Source organism: Nostoc sp. (genome assembly GCF_036917935.1).
Classification (GTDB): domain Bacteria; phylum Cyanobacteriota; class Cyanobacteriia; order Cyanobacteriales; family Nostocaceae; genus Nostoc.
Map to the genome: position 1 here is coordinate 39,954 of NZ_JBALEL010000062.1, position 18,665 is coordinate 58,618.

Annotated in this window: 13 protein-coding genes; 7 read left to right on the plus strand and 6 right to left on the minus strand. The window is 40.5% G+C overall.

The window, feature by feature from the left end; genetic code table 11:
- Positions 1-125: 125 nt before the first annotated feature.
- Entirely contained in the window at positions 126-1,811 is a 1,686-nt protein-coding gene (locus V7K62_RS26825) for an alkaline phosphatase family protein (RefSeq protein WP_334869509.1), read from the plus strand.
- 129 nt (positions 1,812-1,940) lie between these two features.
- Here V7K62_RS26825 and cofH read toward each other — a convergent pair whose 3' ends face one another.
- The 4 genes from cofH to V7K62_RS26845 form a co-directional block, all read right to left on the minus strand.
- Positions 1,941-3,083, minus strand: a complete 1,143-nt coding sequence (gene cofH / locus V7K62_RS26830; RefSeq protein ID WP_442937340.1) for a 7,8-didemethyl-8-hydroxy-5-deazariboflavin synthase subunit CofH — start codon at positions 3,081-3,083, stop codon at positions 1,941-1,943.
- A 106-nt stretch (positions 3,084-3,189) separates the two neighbouring features.
- The gene (locus V7K62_RS26835) at positions 3,190-4,791 is read right to left on the minus strand and encodes a glycosyltransferase family 39 protein (protein WP_334869511.1); all 1,602 of its coding nucleotides are present in this window, start codon (positions 4,789-4,791) and stop codon (positions 3,190-3,192) included.
- A 289-nt stretch (positions 4,792-5,080) separates the two neighbouring features.
- Complete coding sequence (locus tag V7K62_RS26840) at positions 5,081-6,250, minus strand: hypothetical protein (RefSeq protein WP_334869513.1); 1,170 nt, start codon at positions 6,248-6,250, stop codon at positions 5,081-5,083.
- Between the two features lie 538 nt (positions 6,251-6,788).
- Entirely contained in the window at positions 6,789-6,980 is a 192-nt protein-coding gene (locus tag V7K62_RS26845) for a CbtB domain-containing protein (protein ID WP_334869515.1), read from the minus strand.
- Positions 6,981-7,692: 712 nt separating this feature from the next.
- Here V7K62_RS26845 and V7K62_RS26850 point away from each other — a divergent pair.
- From V7K62_RS26850 to V7K62_RS26865, 4 genes are all read left to right on the plus strand, one after another.
- Positions 7,693-8,718: a multicopper oxidase domain-containing protein gene (locus tag V7K62_RS26850; protein WP_334869517.1), complete on the plus strand. Its 1,026-nt coding sequence runs from the start codon at positions 7,693-7,695 to the stop codon at positions 8,716-8,718.
- A 170-nt stretch (positions 8,719-8,888) separates the two neighbouring features.
- Positions 8,889-9,926, plus strand: coding sequence for a helix-hairpin-helix domain-containing protein (locus V7K62_RS26855; protein ID WP_334869519.1), 1,038 nt, complete (start codon positions 8,889-8,891; stop codon positions 9,924-9,926).
- A gap of 179 nt (positions 9,927-10,105) precedes the next feature.
- Positions 10,106-10,543 (plus strand): ferritin-like domain-containing protein, encoded by a 438-nt coding sequence (locus V7K62_RS26860; RefSeq protein WP_334869521.1) that lies wholly within the window; start codon positions 10,106-10,108, stop codon positions 10,541-10,543.
- Positions 10,544-10,703: 160 nt separating this feature from the next.
- Positions 10,704-11,672 carry an FTR1 family iron permease gene (locus V7K62_RS26865; RefSeq protein WP_334869523.1) on the plus strand — a complete coding sequence of 323 codons (969 nt, stop codon included), beginning with the start codon at positions 10,704-10,706 and terminating at the stop codon, positions 11,670-11,672.
- 116 nt (positions 11,673-11,788) lie between these two features.
- Here V7K62_RS26865 and V7K62_RS26870 read toward each other — a convergent pair whose 3' ends face one another.
- Together V7K62_RS26870 and polA are read right to left on the minus strand one after the other, a co-directional pair.
- Complete coding sequence (locus V7K62_RS26870; protein ID WP_334869525.1) at positions 11,789-12,724, minus strand: ABC transporter substrate-binding protein; 936 nt, start codon at positions 12,722-12,724, stop codon at positions 11,789-11,791.
- A gap of 582 nt (positions 12,725-13,306) precedes the next feature.
- The gene (gene polA / locus V7K62_RS26875; protein ID WP_334869527.1) at positions 13,307-16,252 is read right to left on the minus strand and encodes a DNA polymerase I; all 2,946 of its coding nucleotides are present in this window, start codon (positions 16,250-16,252) and stop codon (positions 13,307-13,309) included.
- A gap of 552 nt (positions 16,253-16,804) precedes the next feature.
- Between polA and V7K62_RS26880 the strand changes: the two genes are divergently transcribed.
- Both V7K62_RS26880 and V7K62_RS26885 read left to right on the plus strand, forming a co-directional pair.
- Positions 16,805-17,509, plus strand: a complete 705-nt coding sequence (locus tag V7K62_RS26880; protein WP_334869529.1) for a PEP-CTERM sorting domain-containing protein — start codon at positions 16,805-16,807, stop codon at positions 17,507-17,509.
- A 257-nt stretch (positions 17,510-17,766) separates the two neighbouring features.
- Complete coding sequence (locus V7K62_RS26885; RefSeq protein WP_334869532.1) at positions 17,767-18,636, plus strand: Cof-type HAD-IIB family hydrolase; 870 nt, start codon at positions 17,767-17,769, stop codon at positions 18,634-18,636.
- The last annotated feature ends 29 nt before the right edge of the window (positions 18,637-18,665 follow it).

Genomic DNA, 18,665 nt, shown 5'->3' on the forward strand with positions numbered 1-18,665 from the left:
AAGCCTCCACCCAACCTACAATTTTTTGCAACTTAGTTAGGTTTGGTTATAAAACTATTAATTGCTAATACCCACAAGCCTAGAACAATACATAAGGTACTTTCTCAGCAAAGGAAATAAATAGGATGACTCGATTTAGCAATTCTCATCTACCTACTGTTTTTAAAACAGTGATTTTTAGCACAGTTATTTTAACCGGGCAGACATTTTTACAATTTAATAACTCAGCAGCAACAGCAGCCAGCCTTTACCAACATGTATTGCTCTTATCAGTAGATGGATTACATGATGCTGACATCGACGATCCTTTGCTTCAACCTTATTTATCGAATATTAAGAATTTGCAAGCAAATGGTGTTACTTACACTAATGCCTTTACTAGTACACCCTCCGATTCTTTTCCTGGTGAATTGAACTACTTAACAGGAGCAAGTCCAAAAACTACAGGGGTTTATTATGACAATTCATATAGTCGCTCATTATTAAGTCAAATCGGGAGTCCTACTGGTACTGGAGTTCTATTTGATGAAAGTATTGATAAAAACCCAAATCTTATTAGTGGAGGTGGTGATTTTGGCAAAGGTAGCATTGATTCAAGTAAGTTGCCAGTAGACAGCACAGGAAAACCGATTTATCCTCATAACTACCTGAATGTTAATACAATTTTTGAGGTAGCTCATGATGCCGGTTTACACACCGCATTTATTGATAAACATCCTGCCTATGACCTTGCTAATGGGCCCTCAGGCAAAGGTATTGATGACTTTTATGCTCCAGAAATCAATGCTAAAGTAGCTTTGGAAAACGGCAAATTAGTCGATCGATCAACAGCCCAAAATCCTAGCAATCTCACATTTAAAACGACAACTAAAAGCACTAGCCTTACAGAGGCTTATGATGATTTGAAGGTAAATGCGCTTTTAAACCAAATAGCTGGTAAAGATTCTCAAGGAACTACTACTCCGGGAACTCCTGCTATTTTTGGCATGAATTTTCAAGCTCTTAGCGTCGCTCAGAAAGATGCTAGTAGCAATGGTGGGATTGCTGCTGATGGAACACCTTCAACAGGATTAATTGATGCCTTAGAACATACAGACGCTAGTATCGGAAACATAGTTAATGCATTGAAGCAACAAAATTTGTTTGATTCAACATTAGTGGTATTGACAGCAAAACACGGTCAAAGTCCCCGTCAAGGAACAGCTACCCTGATTTCCGAAAACACATTTACAGATGTTTTAGAAAAAGCTGGAATTACCGTAAATCATGCAACACAAGATGATATTGGGTTGTTTTGGCTTGCAGATCAAAGCCAAGCTGATACTGCGACAACTCTTTTAAAAAATCTCAACAATCCGGCGATTAATCAGGTGTTATCTGGTGATGCATTACAACAAGCAGGCTTTGGTAATCCCTTGTCAGATGACCGGACACCAGATTTCATTATTAAATTGAACCCTGGATATGTGATTTCAGATAGTACAAAAAGGGCTGAACATGGGGGTTTTTCAGATGACGATACCCATGTTGGATTGATTGCTGCTAGCGGGATTTTAGCTTCTGGACTCAAAGGTACAATCCAAACACAGGCGGTAAAAACAACTCAAGTAGCTGTTACGGCTCTAGATGCGTTGGGGTTAAATTCTGAGTTATTACAGGGTGCGGTGAAGGAAGGTACTAAAAATTTACCAGGGTTAGGAATTTCTGATATCAGTGCAGTACCAGAGCCAAATACGAGTTTTGGCTTGTTATCTTTTATGGGCTTGATGTTAACTGTCTCTCTATGGAGACAACGCAAGCAAATCAGTTAAGCGTTGAAGCTGAACTCGCAAAATCTGTTTTTCTCTCCGATCTCTTTGTGTCTCTACGGTTAAAAGCAATTTATTTAACCACAGAGACGCAGAGAACACAGAGTAAGGAGATTGAAGAGGAATTTTTTCTTAACTCCTAATTTTCTGATAAAGAGTATCTCGTTGTTGGTAAGGTCTTTCTAAAGAAGCGATCGCAGTTTGCAAGGTTTCCACTTCCATACACGTACCGCCTAAAGCACCTGCCATTGTGGTAATATGCTCCTCCATCAATGTGCCGCCGATATCGTTGCAACCCCAAGCTAAGGATTCTGTCGCACCTGCAAGCCCCAGTTTTACCCAACTCTGCTGATGGTTGGGAATCCAATTACCTAAATAAATCCGCGCCACAGCTCCTAACAACAGCGCATCACTTAAAACTGGTTGATCGCGTCCGACACGGCGACGTAACGATTTGGGCGCTTCTTGGCCAACAAAGGGTAATAAAATAAACTCTGTGATCCTGGCTGGATATCCCTGATTGATGGCAATTTTTTGGAGCGATCGCAATTTTTCTAAATGTCCGATTTGCTGCTCATGGGTTTCAATATGCCCAGATAACATGGTGCTGGTGGTATGCAAGCCTAATTTGTGAGCGGTGCTGACAATTTCTAGCCAAGTGGCTGTGTCAATCTTCTCTGGACACAGTATCCGCCTGACTTCATCGTCTAATACTTCAGCTGCTGTTCCCGGCATTGAACCAACACCAGCATCGCGCAAAGCAGTAATCACATCAGCATATTCTAGTCCGTCAAGTCTGGCGATAAATTGCACTTCTTGGGGAGAGAAAGCATGTAAATGTATCTGGGGAAATTCCTGTTTAATGGTTTCTACGACTTTGAGATAATAAGACAAAGATTTGCCGTTGATCTGCGCTTGTGGATTTAATCCGCCTTGCATACAGATTTCTGTCGCACCCCGTTTTACTGCATCTGTCGCTTTTTCCAAAATTTGCGCCGAATCTAACCAGTATGCACCGGCATCACCATCATCTCGACGGAAAGCACAAAAACTACAGTGCTGCTCACAAATATTAGTAAAGTTAATATTACGGTTAATGATGTAGGTGACAGTATCGCCTGTTTGTGTGTGGCGGAGTGTGTCGGATGTAGTACGTATTGCTGCGATCGCCTCTGGGTCAGTTTGTTGTAACAACACCACTCCCTCTTCGAGAGATAAGTCGTATCCCATCAAGGCACGGTCAAGAATTTTTTCAACAGTAATTTTTGTCAGCATTACTTTCTTAATTTCTCAGTAAATCTTAATTTTATGATCTGGAAAATAATCAAATTTTACTTAATAAATACACCAAGTTCAAGAGAATCCCAGCTAGAGTAAAATGTTAGCTATTTTTCTGTTCTAGCCGCCATAGCTTACTATACTGGAAAACATTGACTAGTTTGTATTTCTTCTCAAGCTCATATCTAAATTTTTTAGAAGGATTATACAAAAATAAATTCCTGAAACTATCAGGAATATTTGGCATAGTTGGTTCAATTACCAATTGCATCTGCACTTGATGATCTAGCAGATGAATAAGAGACATTAGATCGCCAATATTTAGAGAATAATTACTACTAATTAACAGTGGATCATTAGCTTTATTGATGATGCGAGCTATTTGAGGGTTGGCATTGCTGCCTTTATTCCACCATGTTTCGGCTTGAGAACTGACGGCACAGGATACAACTCCACTGGAAATTACTACTACCATTACTAATTGCCAAAATTTGCGGGCTATTAACTTAGAAGAAATAATTTGAGCCGCCAGCAAGTAAGCAACAGCTAGCTGAATGCCTACATAACATGGAATCACATATCTAGGTCGCAGACTGACCTTACCTCCAATAATCAAATCAGGCAATATGACAGCTAAAGCAGGTACTCCACTTAAGATAAAAATAAATAACCAAACTCGTGTTCCGGCTTGACGATAAAGAAAGAAGAATGAATATACTACCAAGATTAGTATTAAGGGAATTAAAAATCGACCCCAGCGCAAAACTGGCAAATTCAAATCTGGCAAAAATGCTTCGTAGCGCCAAAAATCAGCAAAAAAACAGCTAATATTGCTAATCCAACCAGAAGCCAAAGCTGACACAGATTGTCTGGTTTGAGCGCTGGCTGTTGTGCGATCAATTTCAGACAAGCTATTAATAACAGTTAAAATCCAAGGAACGAAAGCTAAAAACCCGGCACTAGTTGCTATTAGATAAGCTTTAACGGTTTTGGTGAATCGAAAGCGTTCGATGGCAAATACATAAATACCGTAGGCGATCGCTAGCAACCCAGAAAACAAAAAGGTGTACAATCCTAGTGCCACTGTTACTGCATAAATCCCCCAAAGCTGCTTGCTACCTAGTCTTATTGCTCGCAGCAGTACAGCACTCCCTAGCAAAGTAGTCACCATCCACAAACCGAACTCCCTTGCTTCTTGGGCGTACAGCACATGGAAGGGCGAGACTGTTAGAAGAGCTATGCTTACCCATGCCGTTATGGATGACTGAAATAATTCTAAGCACAGCCAATAAATGCAAGGAAAGGCTATTAAGCTAATTATGGCTGACAAGCTTCTCGTAGTCGCTACTGAATTGCCAAAACATTGCATCCATAATCTAACCATCACGTAATAAAGTGGAGGATGCTGGGCATCCTCCACCGCCAAAGAGTTGATTGTATTGATTAAACCTTTTTCAGAATTAGGCTGTTGATATTTTTGGATATTTCCAACAGCAAACACGCGCCCATTAAACACTTGTTGAACAAATTCATTCTTAGTGTAACCAGAAATTCGTAATGAGGTATAAGCTTCATCATGGGAGTAGACTTTTCGATCCAGATAGGCGAAGCGAAAAAATATCCCTAGTATTAACAAAATAATGATTAAAAATCGTAGCCAAATAGGAGGAAAATATTTTGCGAGTATTGATTGTCTGTTGATCATAAATCTCGAACTATACCGCAGATTGCAGGTTTAGGAAGTATAGTAGTAGCAGTTTTTGAATCAGTTTTTTAGATGTTTAGGATTAATCAATTCCAAGTCCATTGCAATCATCAGAGCAACTAACAATAAAATAGCAATTTAGGGAATTTGTAGTAAGCGGATCGAGCCGCTTACTACAAGCCAATTTAATTAATTTGGCATTACGTAATGTAGTTTGATTTATTCTTGCCTACTTACTTAATGCAGATTGTTATATTGGCTGAAATTCTCACTAAAGCATTGGATATTACTAATTTTCCCGGAATTTTGGTGTTCGTCGGCGCTGTATTAGCAATCCAATGGCCATACCGATACCGACAAAGGCTGTAAAGTAGAACAAACCAATCAATCGGATATAAATTGGTGGTGCGATCGCTTCAACTTCCACTTCTTGCGCTACTTTCACTGGTGTAAATTGACGGTTAGATCCTGGTAGAGGAGTTGCTTCCACCTCAATTGTGTGGGGTGAACCATCAAAAAATTGTTCAAGCCATGTCAACTTACCTTGTTCGTCGGGAATACCCTTGTAGTCAAAGACTGTTAAATTATGTTCTGTGGCGATCGCTTTCACCTGCAACGCTACATCTGTGATCGGTTGTCCGGTTGTGGCATCTTTTACCTGTAGCGCTAAATTCGCAAGTTTTCCGACAGTTGCGTTTTTATCTCCGTCAAGACTAATGTCCAATCCCTGAGATTTTTGAGATGATGGTGCAACGGCTTCGCGACTATTTGAGTGGTGTTCACTGCCATGAGCTTCTGCAACTTCTGCACTAATGTTGATCACTACTAGGGTTATTATCGCCACTACTGTCAATGCACTTAATAAAAGGCGGACTGACTGTGGTGCGATTTCTCCTTGTTGTAGTTCTTCTTGTCCACCAATAACCCAACCACCCAACAATCCAAGTGACAGTAAAATAGCTGCGATTACAACAAAATATTTATATTTGATGGGATTTTCGCGGACATTCAGATTTAAAGTTTCTTCATAAGCAGCAAAAGTATTTGCTACCAAAGGTGACACTTTAACTAACAGTTGGTAATTACCACGGATGGGTAAAATCTGCTGAATTTCTAGCTTACCATCAGGTGCAGTAGCATTCATTTGCAACAATTTTGTTCCCTCGACAATGGGAAAATCTGTTGTTAACCAATGATTAGGCTGTGGTGTGAGAATTTGTAAACTAATTTTGGCATTTGTTAAAGATTTACCCGCAGCATCAACCGCTTGTAAAGTCAGGGTAACGGGAGATTGTGGTTTTTCTGCCTCTGCTTCAAAGGGAAGAATACGTTCTAAAGGTGGGTTGGTGGAAAGTAGCACTCTGGATGTAGGAATTTGGGAACTTCCCACAAACGAATAAAGAACTGACAAAACAATGCAAACAGCGCTGATAACTCCAAAAAGTCGATATTTTTTCATAAAAAATTATGGTAAATCTGAACCTCATGTAATTTCTGCAATTGCTGACTTCTCAATCTGGAAAACCTCTCTCTCTTAAAAGGAGAGAGATTTTGAATTTTTAGGGGTTAGGTTTTTCGTGAGCTTTTCCAGATGACGTTAAAAATCAGCTACAACTGAAACTTTAATAGCAGTGGATGAAAGTTACTCCAGATTATTACTAAGTAGAATAATTCCAGTCAAAGAATTAGTCATAAATCAGACATAATCTTAGAGGTTGTTTGAAAAGTGTTTCACTGTGACTTTAGGCACATTCAGATCCCCCCTAACCCCCCTTTTTAAGGGGGGAACTGGAATCAAAGTCCCCCAATTTATCGGGGGATTTAGGGGGATCTAGAACGTTTTGCTACCGACAAGAGGACTTTTCAAACATCCTCTTAAATCAAGTTCAGGTGATCTAGAGACGGCAAACAATAGCTGAAACACTGATTTTTAGGTTGGGGCAATTCATGAATTGCCCCGACTTCATGCACCTAAAAAATCTTGGGATTATGATAATTTAGTGACATGCAACGCCTAATGTGTGGTGACGTGCTGAGTGTGCTGTGTTATGAACCGCAGGATAGGTGGAGAACAAAACAGTCCAGATAACTAAAGAAGATAGGAGCATATAGAGCGTTACCTGCACAGGCTTGGATAACGTAATAACTGCGGTCTTCTGCAATAGTGAAATATGAGAAAAAGTAGTCATTTTTGAGCTCCTATAATAAATTTGGGGAATTCATCAATCAAAGGGCATGACGCCGCTTGATTGCAAAAAGATATACCATCAACTTTGTATTTGACAAGTGTGTATCAAATGTATTGTGTAATTCAACTTTAGTGAATACTATACTATCCTTTGACATCGGCTCATCAGGATGCAGAAATCTACACATAAAGTCCATACAAATAACAAAAGAATGACACATGGTTTTCAGTGACGGCATTTTCAGCGCTGATAACACGAAGGTAACAGATAAAAATTAAATATTAAAAATCCTCATGTTGCCAAGTATTCAAAATTTCTTGAAAAAACGCGATTTATGTTATCTCTAAGCCAATTAAATACGCTACAGATTAGCGACAGTTTGTTGCTTGCCTCCAGATCCAAGGTGCTATTATACCGATTGTTTGTATTCTAAGTACTGCTGAAGCAATAAGCATATCAGGAATAGGTATAAAACAGTTAGTTTTATCTGAATATGATTTATACATAACTAAGCGTATAAATACAGTTAAAATTAATAAAATTTTGCGAGAGTTTTCGGGAACTGATTTTCGCTTGATCTGGATTTAACAAGTTAACTAGCAGCTTGGAAGCACTGGAAAATTATTGACAATAATTATTAATTCCTCTACTATCTAAAAGCAATTGCAAATCTTTTGCAATTCTTTTTTAGCGCTAACCGTAACTAAATGTCATGCCCAACAACCTCGCTCTGGGTAACGGAAAACCTTGGAGCCGCCGTCAATTATTGAAGCTGGCCCTAGCAGGTGCTGGAGTAACGGGTGCAGCTGGACTTTGGCAGATGCTAAATCTACAAAGTCAGTCAATAGTCAAAGTGCCACCACTCGATATAGAAGCACCAGACGACGTTACTAACCCAATGAGGATGTTAAGGGATTTTGATTATGGGACGGTGAAGCAAGAAAATGGGCGGACTATCCGGGAATTTCAGTTAACTGCTGGTACTTCCATAATAAAACTTAATAGTGCTGTCTCTTACAACATCTGGGATTTAAACGATCGCATACCAGGGCCAACGCTACGGGCCAAACAGGGCGATCGCATCCGGGTACTATTTCTCAATAATGCGGGACATTCTCACTCTTTGCATTTTCATGGCATTCATCCGGCAGAAATGGATGGTGTTCGCCCCATCAGGAATGGTAGTGCCACAATTTATGAATTTGATGCTGAACCTTATGGCGTTCACTTATACCACTGCCATATCGAACCAGTTACCCGCCACATAGCCAAGGGACTGTACGGAATGTTTATCATCGATCCACCGACTCCCCGTCCCCCGGCTGATGAAATCGTCCTAGTGATGGGTGGGTATGACGTGAATGATGATAGCCATAATGATTATTACGCCTTCAACGGTCTGCCTCACTATTACATGCATCATCCCATTGGCATTTACAAAGATCAGTTGATTCGGCTGTATGTTCTCAACATCATTGAATACGATCCGGCAGTGACATTTCATCTCCATGCCAACTTCTTTGATGTCTATCGCTATGGCATGAGTATGACTCCTAGCGAGAAAGCAGATGTGATTACGATGGGTGTCGCAGAAAGGCACATCTTAGAATTTGCTTTTCGCTACCCAGGTAAGTATATGTTCCATCCTCATCAGGATGCGATCGCAGAAAACGGTTGCATGGGTCAATTTGAAGTACTTGCCCAAACCAACTCTCAAAATCCTGTTAAACGTTCTTGACAATATTATTAGTAATTCGTAATTAATTCAGGAAATTTTTCGGCAATAGTTGATAAAAAGTATCATTATATGCAACAGTAAAATCTATGACAATCTGTCAAACAAACTACTTTCTAGTAATAGTTTGAAAATTTTCAATTAATACCTTTTTATTTGTGTGAGGAGCAAAGATGATAAAACTTCGTTATATCTGTTTAACAGCAGCAGCAGCCTTAATAGTTACCTTGAGTTCCTGTAGTAGTACGCCAACCGCAGAAAATCCATCAGCACCAGTTGCTAGCCCTCAAGCTACAGAGGCGGTAAGTAATAACAGTCATAGTGGTCACGGTAGCAAAGAAAAAATTAACATTAACACTGCTATCTTGTCAGAATTGGATAAGTTAGAAGCCAAACTAGGTGTTCCGGCTTTATCGAACAAAATCCAGGCAAGTCGTCCTTATGGTAGCCCAGAAGATTTAGTTACTAAAAAAGTAATTACTCAAGAACAGTTCGACCAAATTAAAGACCAGGTTGGTGTTCAGGAAGTGGTACTCACAGGTGAGGCCAAAGATGTTGACTATATGTCTAAATTAGGCTTAATGAAAGGGCATCTTTTGGTAGCAAAAGAACTGCTGGATCAGAATCAGCCGAAACAGGCAGAACCTCATATTGGGCATCCAGTTGAGGAGATTTACGTTGATGTAGAAGAACAATTGAATGAGCGCAAAGTCAAAGAATTTAAAACAACATTGGTGAGTTTGCAAGATTTAGTGAAATCTAGTCCGAAGGATAGCAAAGTTAAAACTAATTTTAATTCTTCAATGCAAGCAGTTGACGGAGCGATCGCAGCTTTGCCAGCAGATCAACGCTCAAAACCAGGATTTGCGCTACAGGTAATTAACGAACTACTAGATTCAGCCAACTCCGAATATGGCGCTGCGATCGCAAATGGTAAAGTAACCGCGCCAATTGAGTATCAAGACTCCCGTGGTTTTGTCTTTTACGCCAATGAATTATACAAAGGGATTTCTAGTCAAGTAGCTCAAGCAGATCCCGAAGCACACAAAGCGATCGATACTAGTTTCACTGAACTCATAAAAGTTTGGCCTGCCGCCATTCCACCAGCGAAAGCAGTCAAAACTACTACTGATGTTACCAAGCTGGTAAAAACCATTGAGGAAAACTCTCAAAAAGTGGTTGACAAATCCAATACCCAAGCACACCGATAACACTTTGATTTAATGGGAAGTATAGGGTAGGGAGTTTAAAATAGTTAGGAGTTATGGGTTAGGAGTTATGAATTATGAGTTATGAATCCCGATCTGCTAACTCCTAACTTCCAACTCCTCACTTCTAACTCTTAACTCCTAACTAATTACACTCCATTCGTTACTTGAACTAACAACTGATGCAAGAACTTGACCAGAAAAAGACCATTGACCTGCTAAACGCCATCATGGAATTTGAACTAGCAGGGGTAGTGCGTTATACACATTATTCTTTGATGGTGACTGGCCCTAACCGCATTCCAATCGTGGCTTTTTTCAAAGCACAGGCAAGTGAGTCTTTACTTCATGCCGAACAAGTGGGAGAAATTCTCACCGGTTTAGATGGGCATCCCTCCCTGAAAATTGCCCCAATGGAAGAAACCTACCAGCATAAAGTCAAGGATATCTTGGAAGAAAGCTTATCCCATGAAAAGAAGGCATTGGATCTGTATAAAAATTTGCTAGATACTGTCACCAATGCCAGCATTTACCTTGAAGAATTCGCTCGTGGCATGATTGGGCAAGAAGAGATGCATAATCTCGAACTGAAAAAGATGCTACGCGATTTTGGTTCATAGTCATTAGTCCTTAGTGATTAATTATTGGCTAAGGACTAATAATAAAGATAGAAGTCTGAACGCAGCGAAAAACCGGAGCGGAGGAAACCTCCTCTCTGGATTTTTCAATATTTGGCTTCTGACCATAATAACTTTGGGGACAAAAGACAAAGGACAAAAGATGAATTTTAGTACTGCTCTACCTACTTTTGTAATAACGCTCCGAGAAGGAGTGGAGGCTGCCCTTGTTGTTGGCATTGTGCTAGCTTTGCTGAAAAAAGCGAAACAATCCCGACTCAACTCTTGGGTATATGCTGGTATCGGCGTTGGCATTGTCGTCAGTGCCTTAATAGGTGTGTTATTCAGTTGGATAATTCAAGTACTGGGAGCCGCGAATCCTCAATACACCACCGTAGTTGAGCCAGCGCTAGAAGGTGTGTTTAGTGTATTAGCGATCGCAATGCTCAGTTGGATGCTAATCTGGATGACTAAACAAGCCAGATTCATGAAAGCTACAGTTGAGGGAGCAGTAACAGAAGCGCTGACACAAAACTCAAATGCTGGCTGGGGTGTTTTTACTTTAATTTTAATTGCCGTTGTCCGCGAAGGCTTTGAAACTGTTCTCTTCGTTGCAGCTAATTTTCAACAGGGATTAATGCCAGCATTGGGCGCTATTGCTGGTTTGGTAGGGGCATCTGCCATTGGAGTGCTGCTATTTAAATGGGGTGTCAAAATTAACATCCGCCAGTTTTTCCAGGTAATGGGCGTTTTATTAGTGTTGATTGTCGCTGGGTTGGTAGTTTCAGCCTTGAAACATTTTGACGAAGCTGTAGCGAACCTTGCCCTTAGCAGTCGTGCCACAGAAAACCTTTGTTTTTATTACGAACGTTTTACAAAAGTCCACTCCTGTATTTTGGGGCCAATGGTTTCCAATACTTCCACAATCTTGCCTGACGAACAGTTTCCTGGCATTATTCTCAAATCTTTATTTGGCTATAGAGACAATCTCTATCTTGTGCAAGCAGTGGGATATGTGACATTTTTACTCACCATTGGAGGACTGTATTTCCGCAGCCTTGGAGGTGCTTCTCCTGAAGGTAAAAAGAATATCCCCTTTGGTCAAAAACCGATTAGTTCTGCAAAAGATTAAAACCATAGTCAATGTCTCGTTCCCAGTCTCAGACTGGGAATGCCTATTATGAGGCTCCGCCTCCCCTATTCATCATCAAAATAGAACCTAAAAACAAGATTTTAAATTATATTTATTCAGCTAACCTGTGGTGCAAACAACGCTTGCTTAAGCTGCTGACAAGCCTTTTCAATTGCATCTATACTACCTGGATTCACCAGACCAAAATAATCAAACACATAGACTCGGTTATTTTTAGTTGCTTGCAGTTGCTGCCAAAAAGCTTCCTTTTTCAACGAATCTAAAAGCGCTGCTTCCGAATTTCCTTGCGGAGGATTAACCAAAATTATCACCTCTGGATTTGCTTCTAAAACTTTCTCAGCCGAAAGCGTTACATAGCCACCAACTGGACTTTTTCCTTGTAAATCTGCTGCTATATTTTTCGCCTGGAATTTTGCCAGCAAATCCCCTGCCCAACTGTTTTTATTCGGCGCTAAAATTGGTTGACGACTAACCAGTGCTAGAGTAGAAAAACCCTGAGTTGGCTTATCTGGCAAGAAAGTTTTATAACGATTTAACAAAGGCTGAGGATCAGCATTAATTAACCCAGCCAATTTTTTAGTAAGTTCTTCTAGAGATTCCCAGTTATTTACCTTAGTGAGCAAAGTCGGAATTCCTAGTTGCTGAAGTTTTTGAATTGGGATATTAGAAAAACCTTCAGCACCAATAACTAAATCTGGTTTGAGTGCTACCACTTTCTCTAAATTTGGCGGATTTTGACCTTCACTGACGCGGGGAATATCCTTGAACCTTGAGTCATTCTTAAATAATCTACTACCAGTGATTCCAACAATTTTTGTTTGATCGAGTCGAGAGATAATATCAGCAGCAAGAGAAGAAAGAGCAACCACTCTTTTTGCTGATCCTTTTGGTAATTGCTGAGAGTTCGTGTTAGTCGCCTCAGTGGTATTTTCCACTTTGGTTTGTGGTTGCTGAGTATTTGCAGTGGTGCAAGCAACTAAAACTATACTCAACAAAATTGCGAAAGCAGATAAGAGCCAACGACGATACATATTAAAATTCCTTCTGTGGGTAAGAATGGTATAAGAGGATGAATGAACAAGTCCTCTTCTTGGTAGCAAATACTTTGAGATCCCCCTAAATCCACGCCACGTGCTTCTCCCTTGGCGCTAGCCTCTCCCTTTAGGAGAAGGGGACACGCTGCGCGTAGCTTGCTTCCCCGGAGGGGTACAAGTCGGGAAACCGCAAGGGCGCAGTGGCTCCCCTTAAACAAGGAGGACTTTGACTCCAGTTCCCCCCTTTTTTAAGGGGGGTTAGGGGGGATCTAGAAGTGCCTAAAATCACAGCCAACCACTTTATAAACATCCTCTAAGCGGATTGTTTATAAAGTCTCAACTCATACTAGCCCTGGCGACTAAAAGTCGCGGCTACACAAACAAAACCTGCCTCCGCAGGTTAAAAACCCTTAATTTTTTCTTAGTCCACCTCCGTGGACTAAGTTTTGTGTAGTAGCGAATTCTATTCGCCCAATACTTTTAAAACATCCTTTAAAATTGATATGAACTAGGGCTGTTGTAACTGCTAAAACAAATGTACGCCCATCTCAATGTAATTGTTCTAATCCCCAATCAAACTCACTTCGTCTCCATCCAATTTTCACCAACACGTGCCTCTACCAACAACGGCACACTCAACTGGACTGCATTTTCCATCACCGACTTAATTTGCAGTTGTAATTCTTCCCACTCATCAGGGGGAATTTCAAACACTAATTCATCGTGAACTTGCAACAATAAACGCGCCTGATATTTCTTTAAAATCTCATGCAATCTCACCATTGCAATTTTGATAATATCAGCGTTAGAACCTTGAATTGGTGCATTAGCAGCAGAGCGTAATAAACCAGCATCGTAAGCACCCAAATTTTTCAATTTGCTCAGATTAATCTCTTCTGGGTTACTGCCTTTTAATTTGCGTAAACTGTTATTAGTAAACTCAAAATAACGACGACGACCGAAAATAGTTTCTACATAACCAAGAGCGATCGCTTCTTTTTTCACTCGCTCTAAATATGCAAATACTTTAGGATATCGTTCATTAAACCGCTTAATGAACTCGTTGGCAATAGTCTTATCTATTCCAGTTGAGCGCGAAAACCTTAGAGAACCCATTCCATAAATCACGCCAAAATTGATCGTTTTCGCCATCCCTCGTTCTTCTGATGTGATATTTTCTTTTTCAAACACTAACCGCGCGGTAACAGTGTGAACATCTTCATTTTGCTGATATGCTTGCACTAATATCGGCTCTTGACTCAAATGAGCTAAAATCCGCAATTCAATTTGTGAATAATCAGCAGCCACCATTAGCCAACCAGCTTCTGGCAAAAATGCCTTCCGAATTTGGCGACTAAATGCTGTACGAATAGGGATATTTTGTAAATTAGGATTAGAAGAAGATAATCTGCCAGTTGATGTTGCTGCTTGATTAAAATCAGTATGCACCCTTTGAGTATCTGGACGCACTAATGCAGGTAATGCATCAACATAAGTAGACTTTAATTTAGATAGGGTGCGATACTCAATGATCGCCTCAACAAACCCAGTGTTATCATCTTCTTGAAGTCTTTCTAGTGTTGCTGCATCTGTAGAGAAGCCCGTTTGAATTTTACGAGAATGTCTAGTACTTAACCCCAACTTTTCAAACAAAATTTGGCTCAATTGCTTAGGAGAACCCAAGTTAAAATTTTCCCCAGCTATTTCAGTTGCTTCCTCTTTTAACCTAGCTAACTCCGTTTCTAAATGCTGCGAAAGTTCTTGTAAATAAGCTGAATTAATCCGAACACCTGTGTATTCCATTTGGGCTAAAACCGCTTCTAGTGGCTGTTCCACTTCCACTAATAGCTTAGACAAAGCTGGAATTTTCTCCAGATCATCACGCAATTTCGGCACTAAACCAAAGGTAGAATAAGCATCCATACCGCAGTAATCGGCGACGGCTGTAATATCTATATCAGCGATAGTTTTACCTTTAGGAACTAAATCTAAATAACTTTTTGCTATCAATCCCAAATATCGCTGCGACAAATCCATCAAATTATGACTTGAATCTGGATTTAGAATGTAACTTGCTAGCATAGGATCAAACACCACTCCCGCCAAGTTAATTCCTTGACACCTGAGAACTAAACGGTCAAATTTGGCATTTTGTAAAGCTTTGGGATAATCAGCACTTTCGAGAATTGGGCGTAATGCTTCTAGCGCCAAATCTTTATTTAAATTTTCCCCAGTTTTGTGCCCCACAGGAATATAAGCTACTTCATCTGGTTTCGTTCCCCAGCAGCAACCAATTCCTACTAACTCAGCGTCTCTTGGTTCTAAATCAGTGGTTTCAGTATCCCAAGCAACGGGAGTCTCTGGATTAGTGAATTTTTGCAAAAGTTTCACTAACTCAGTAAGTTTTGCTTCAGTGTTGATGATGAGTGGTGTAATTGGGGAAGTAGATTGTTGTGGAACTGCTGCTGTATCACTAGCACTGAAAAACCACAAATCATTATCTTCATCAGCACTGAATTCTAAGTTAGTAGAGTTGGGATTAATCGCCTCTATTTTGGCTTCTTTTTTTTCTGCAACTGTGCCACCAAAACGTTGCTGAAGGTCGTTTATTTTGCCTAAAAAAGACTTGAATTCTAATTTTTCTAAAATTGGTGATAAGACACTTGTATCAAACCCTTTTAATTTGCAATCTTCTAAATCAAATTCTATCGGAACGTCTAAAACTATAGTTGCCAAATAGCGAGACTTCTCGGCATCTTCTTTACCCGTTGCCAGTTTTTTCTGAGTTGCGCCTTTAATTTCATCTAACGCAGCATAAACATTCTCAAGTGAACCATAAGTGTTCAGCAGCTGCACCGCTGTCTTTTCCCCAATTCCCTTGACACCAGGAATATTATCTGATTTATCACCACAAAGAGCTTTGAAATCAACAATTTGTGAAGGGAAAACGCCCATCTTCTCTTTGACTTGTTCTGCTTCAAATTCCGTGATGCTATTTGTAGAGCGCTTTAGGGCATCTGGACTAAAATTTAAAACAGTGATTTCTTTGTCAGAGTCGATTAGTTGAAATAAATCGCGATCGCCAGTGAGAATCTTCACCCTATACCCAGCAGCAGTTACTCGTTGTGCTAAGGTTCCCAAAACATCATCTGCCTCGAAACCAGGGGCAGTAAAAAATGGGAGATTGAAACCATTTAGCAACTCATGCAGGTTTGCTAAGTCGGGAATAAAGTCTTCTGGCGTTTCCGGGCGATCGGCTTTATAAGTATCGTCAGCTTCGTGGCGAAAAGTTGCCTCACCCAAATCAAAAGCGATCGCCATTGCTTGGGGCTGTTGTGTTGCCATTACCTCCAGCAGGCACTTCACAAAACCAAAACATATACTGGTAGGAATGCCCGTTTTGGTACGCAGTCCTCCATCTCGCCCTTTGGCGAAAGCAAAGTATGAACGATACGCCAGGGAGTGTCCATCGACGAGGATGAACGTGGGGCGTGTTGCAGTTACAGAAGTGAAAGTTTCAGACATAGCCCTATTTTAGCCAGAAGCTTTGTCACATAGTTAGCAATTTCCGATGCTCGTTTACCTTGGCTTTGGCGACAATAGCCCAGTTTTGGCGTACCAATTGCTTTTGCATATAATTTTAGACAAAGTGATGTCTACGCATTTGCAGCCTTAGTACGGAAGCCAAGTAGAACCAACTTTTGGCAGGGATACCAGCCCAATTAAGTACGTGAGTATAAGCATAGTAACCAGATAGTAACTAGATCCCCAACTTATCACCAGAAGTCGGGGATCTATCTCCTGAGCGTTTTATGTTTAATTAGGTTGACCTAGCTTACTTCTCAGGAACCAACAAAAACTAACTTAATATTTCGACATAAGATTACCACTATCAAAACTCTTTGGCTTAATAAAACTTTATATATTCCAATCAAAAAGTCTATTTATCCAAGGGATTTGAACATAATAACTTTACAGAAAGTTACGTGTATTTATCAAGACTACAAGCAAAGTTTCAGAGTTAGAAATAAGTTAGGAATCCCGTAATGATTTGTTTCAGAAAAGCATCTTCCATTCATGAAAACAAAACTATTCAACACTCTCGCTGCTGCCACAACTTTGGCAGGAATTGTTGCAACATCTGGAGCAGCTAATGCCGCTTCTCTCTCATACACTAGTTCCACTAATTACGATTTCACAAATATCATTGATGCACCTCTAAGCGTCCAAAAGTTTGACTCATCTCTGGGTGCACTCAAGGGTGTAACGATAAGTTTTACTGGCGACATACTTGGAAATGCAGGTTTTGAAAACAGGAGTCCAACCCCGACTCAGGTGACAGTAAATCTCACCAGTCTACTCAGCTTACAACTAAATAATCAGTCTCTGTTTGCGCTCAATCCACAAGATATATCGAGTTATCAAGCTGCTAAATATGACGGTAACACTGATTATCTTGGCACCTCTGGAAAGACTATTTCTAACTTAACTGCCACACAATCTGCTACTCAGTCTTTCACCAATACCCAATTCTTGCAGTCTTTCACTGGTAATGGCGACATAGACTTTTTGTTCTCAGCTTTAGCCAACTCAGTAGTTACGGGTTCGGGCAACATGAGATCCTATGTTGAAACTTATGCCAAAGCAGGTATCAAAGTAACTTATGACTACGATGCTAAATCAGTACCTGAACCCTCTGCCACACTTGGAATTGGTTTAATTGCTGGGCTTTGTCTGTTGTCACAACGCAAAAAAAGCTGGATCAAGGTGTCCAATTCATAGAGTTTCTTGAATAGGTAGGTTTTTTCCATCCCATCTATCGATCAGGCTATTTAATTTAAATGAAAATCCCCGATTTTTTTGAGAATCGGGTTTTTTTGTTGCGCCTATTAGCCAGATTTTTTAACAATTTAATTGTGTGACTGTGCATCCTCACTGTCGAAAAATGGGGTTGATTAGAGAACCCAATTTTTTCTATGACTCCCTACTGGTCTCTAGAGCCTGTTAACCTCTAACTGGAACTTAAAATCTAGGAGATTATGCAGAAAGCATCTGCTACACATTTGGCATCTACTGACAATCAGGCTGCTGCAAAAGACATTAAACTACTAGTTTTGGATATAGATGGCACGATCGCCGGACACTCTAATACCATCAGCGAACCTGTAAAGCAAGCAATCTTTGCGGCGCAAGCACGAGGAATTCAAGTGGCGATCGCTACAGGTCGAATGTATCGTTCAGCTTTGCGCTTTCACCAAGACATTGGCTCTACCCTACCATTAATGGCCTATCAAGGAGCCTGGATTCAAGACCCGATCACCGAAAAAATTCATCGCCATTGGGCTGTTTCTAGGGAAATCGCCTACCAGCTAATAGACTATTTTGAACAGCCTGAGTTGCTAGCGCTCTTATCTGTCCACTTTTATATCAATGATCAGCTATACGTCCGTGAGTTAACCAGAGAAACCCAAATTTATGCAGAACGTTCTGGTATTATCCCGATTCCCGTGGGTGATTTGCGTCAAGCCTTAACGAATGAACCGACAAAAATTCTTGCTTTGTCTGATGACACTGACGTAATCGACAAGCTATTGGGAAATTTGCGCCGCCAATACACCCCTGCTGAACTTTATCTGACAACATCTGTTGCTACCTTTTTTGAAGCAACTAACGCCTCTGTGAATAAGGGGACTGCTGTCCGTTACCTAGCTGAAGAATTGTTGGGATTACAGTTAGCCAATGTTATGGCGATTGGCGATAACTTCAATGATGTGGAAATGCTGGAGTACGTTGGCCTTGGTGTAGCTATGGGCAACGCACCACCAGCAGTGCAAGCGATCGCTCAGTGGGTAGCTCCTGACGTAGAAGAAAATGGAGCAGCAGTAGCAATTGAAAAGTTTTTGCTGTAGTGAGAGGACTTTTTCAAACCCAACCTATA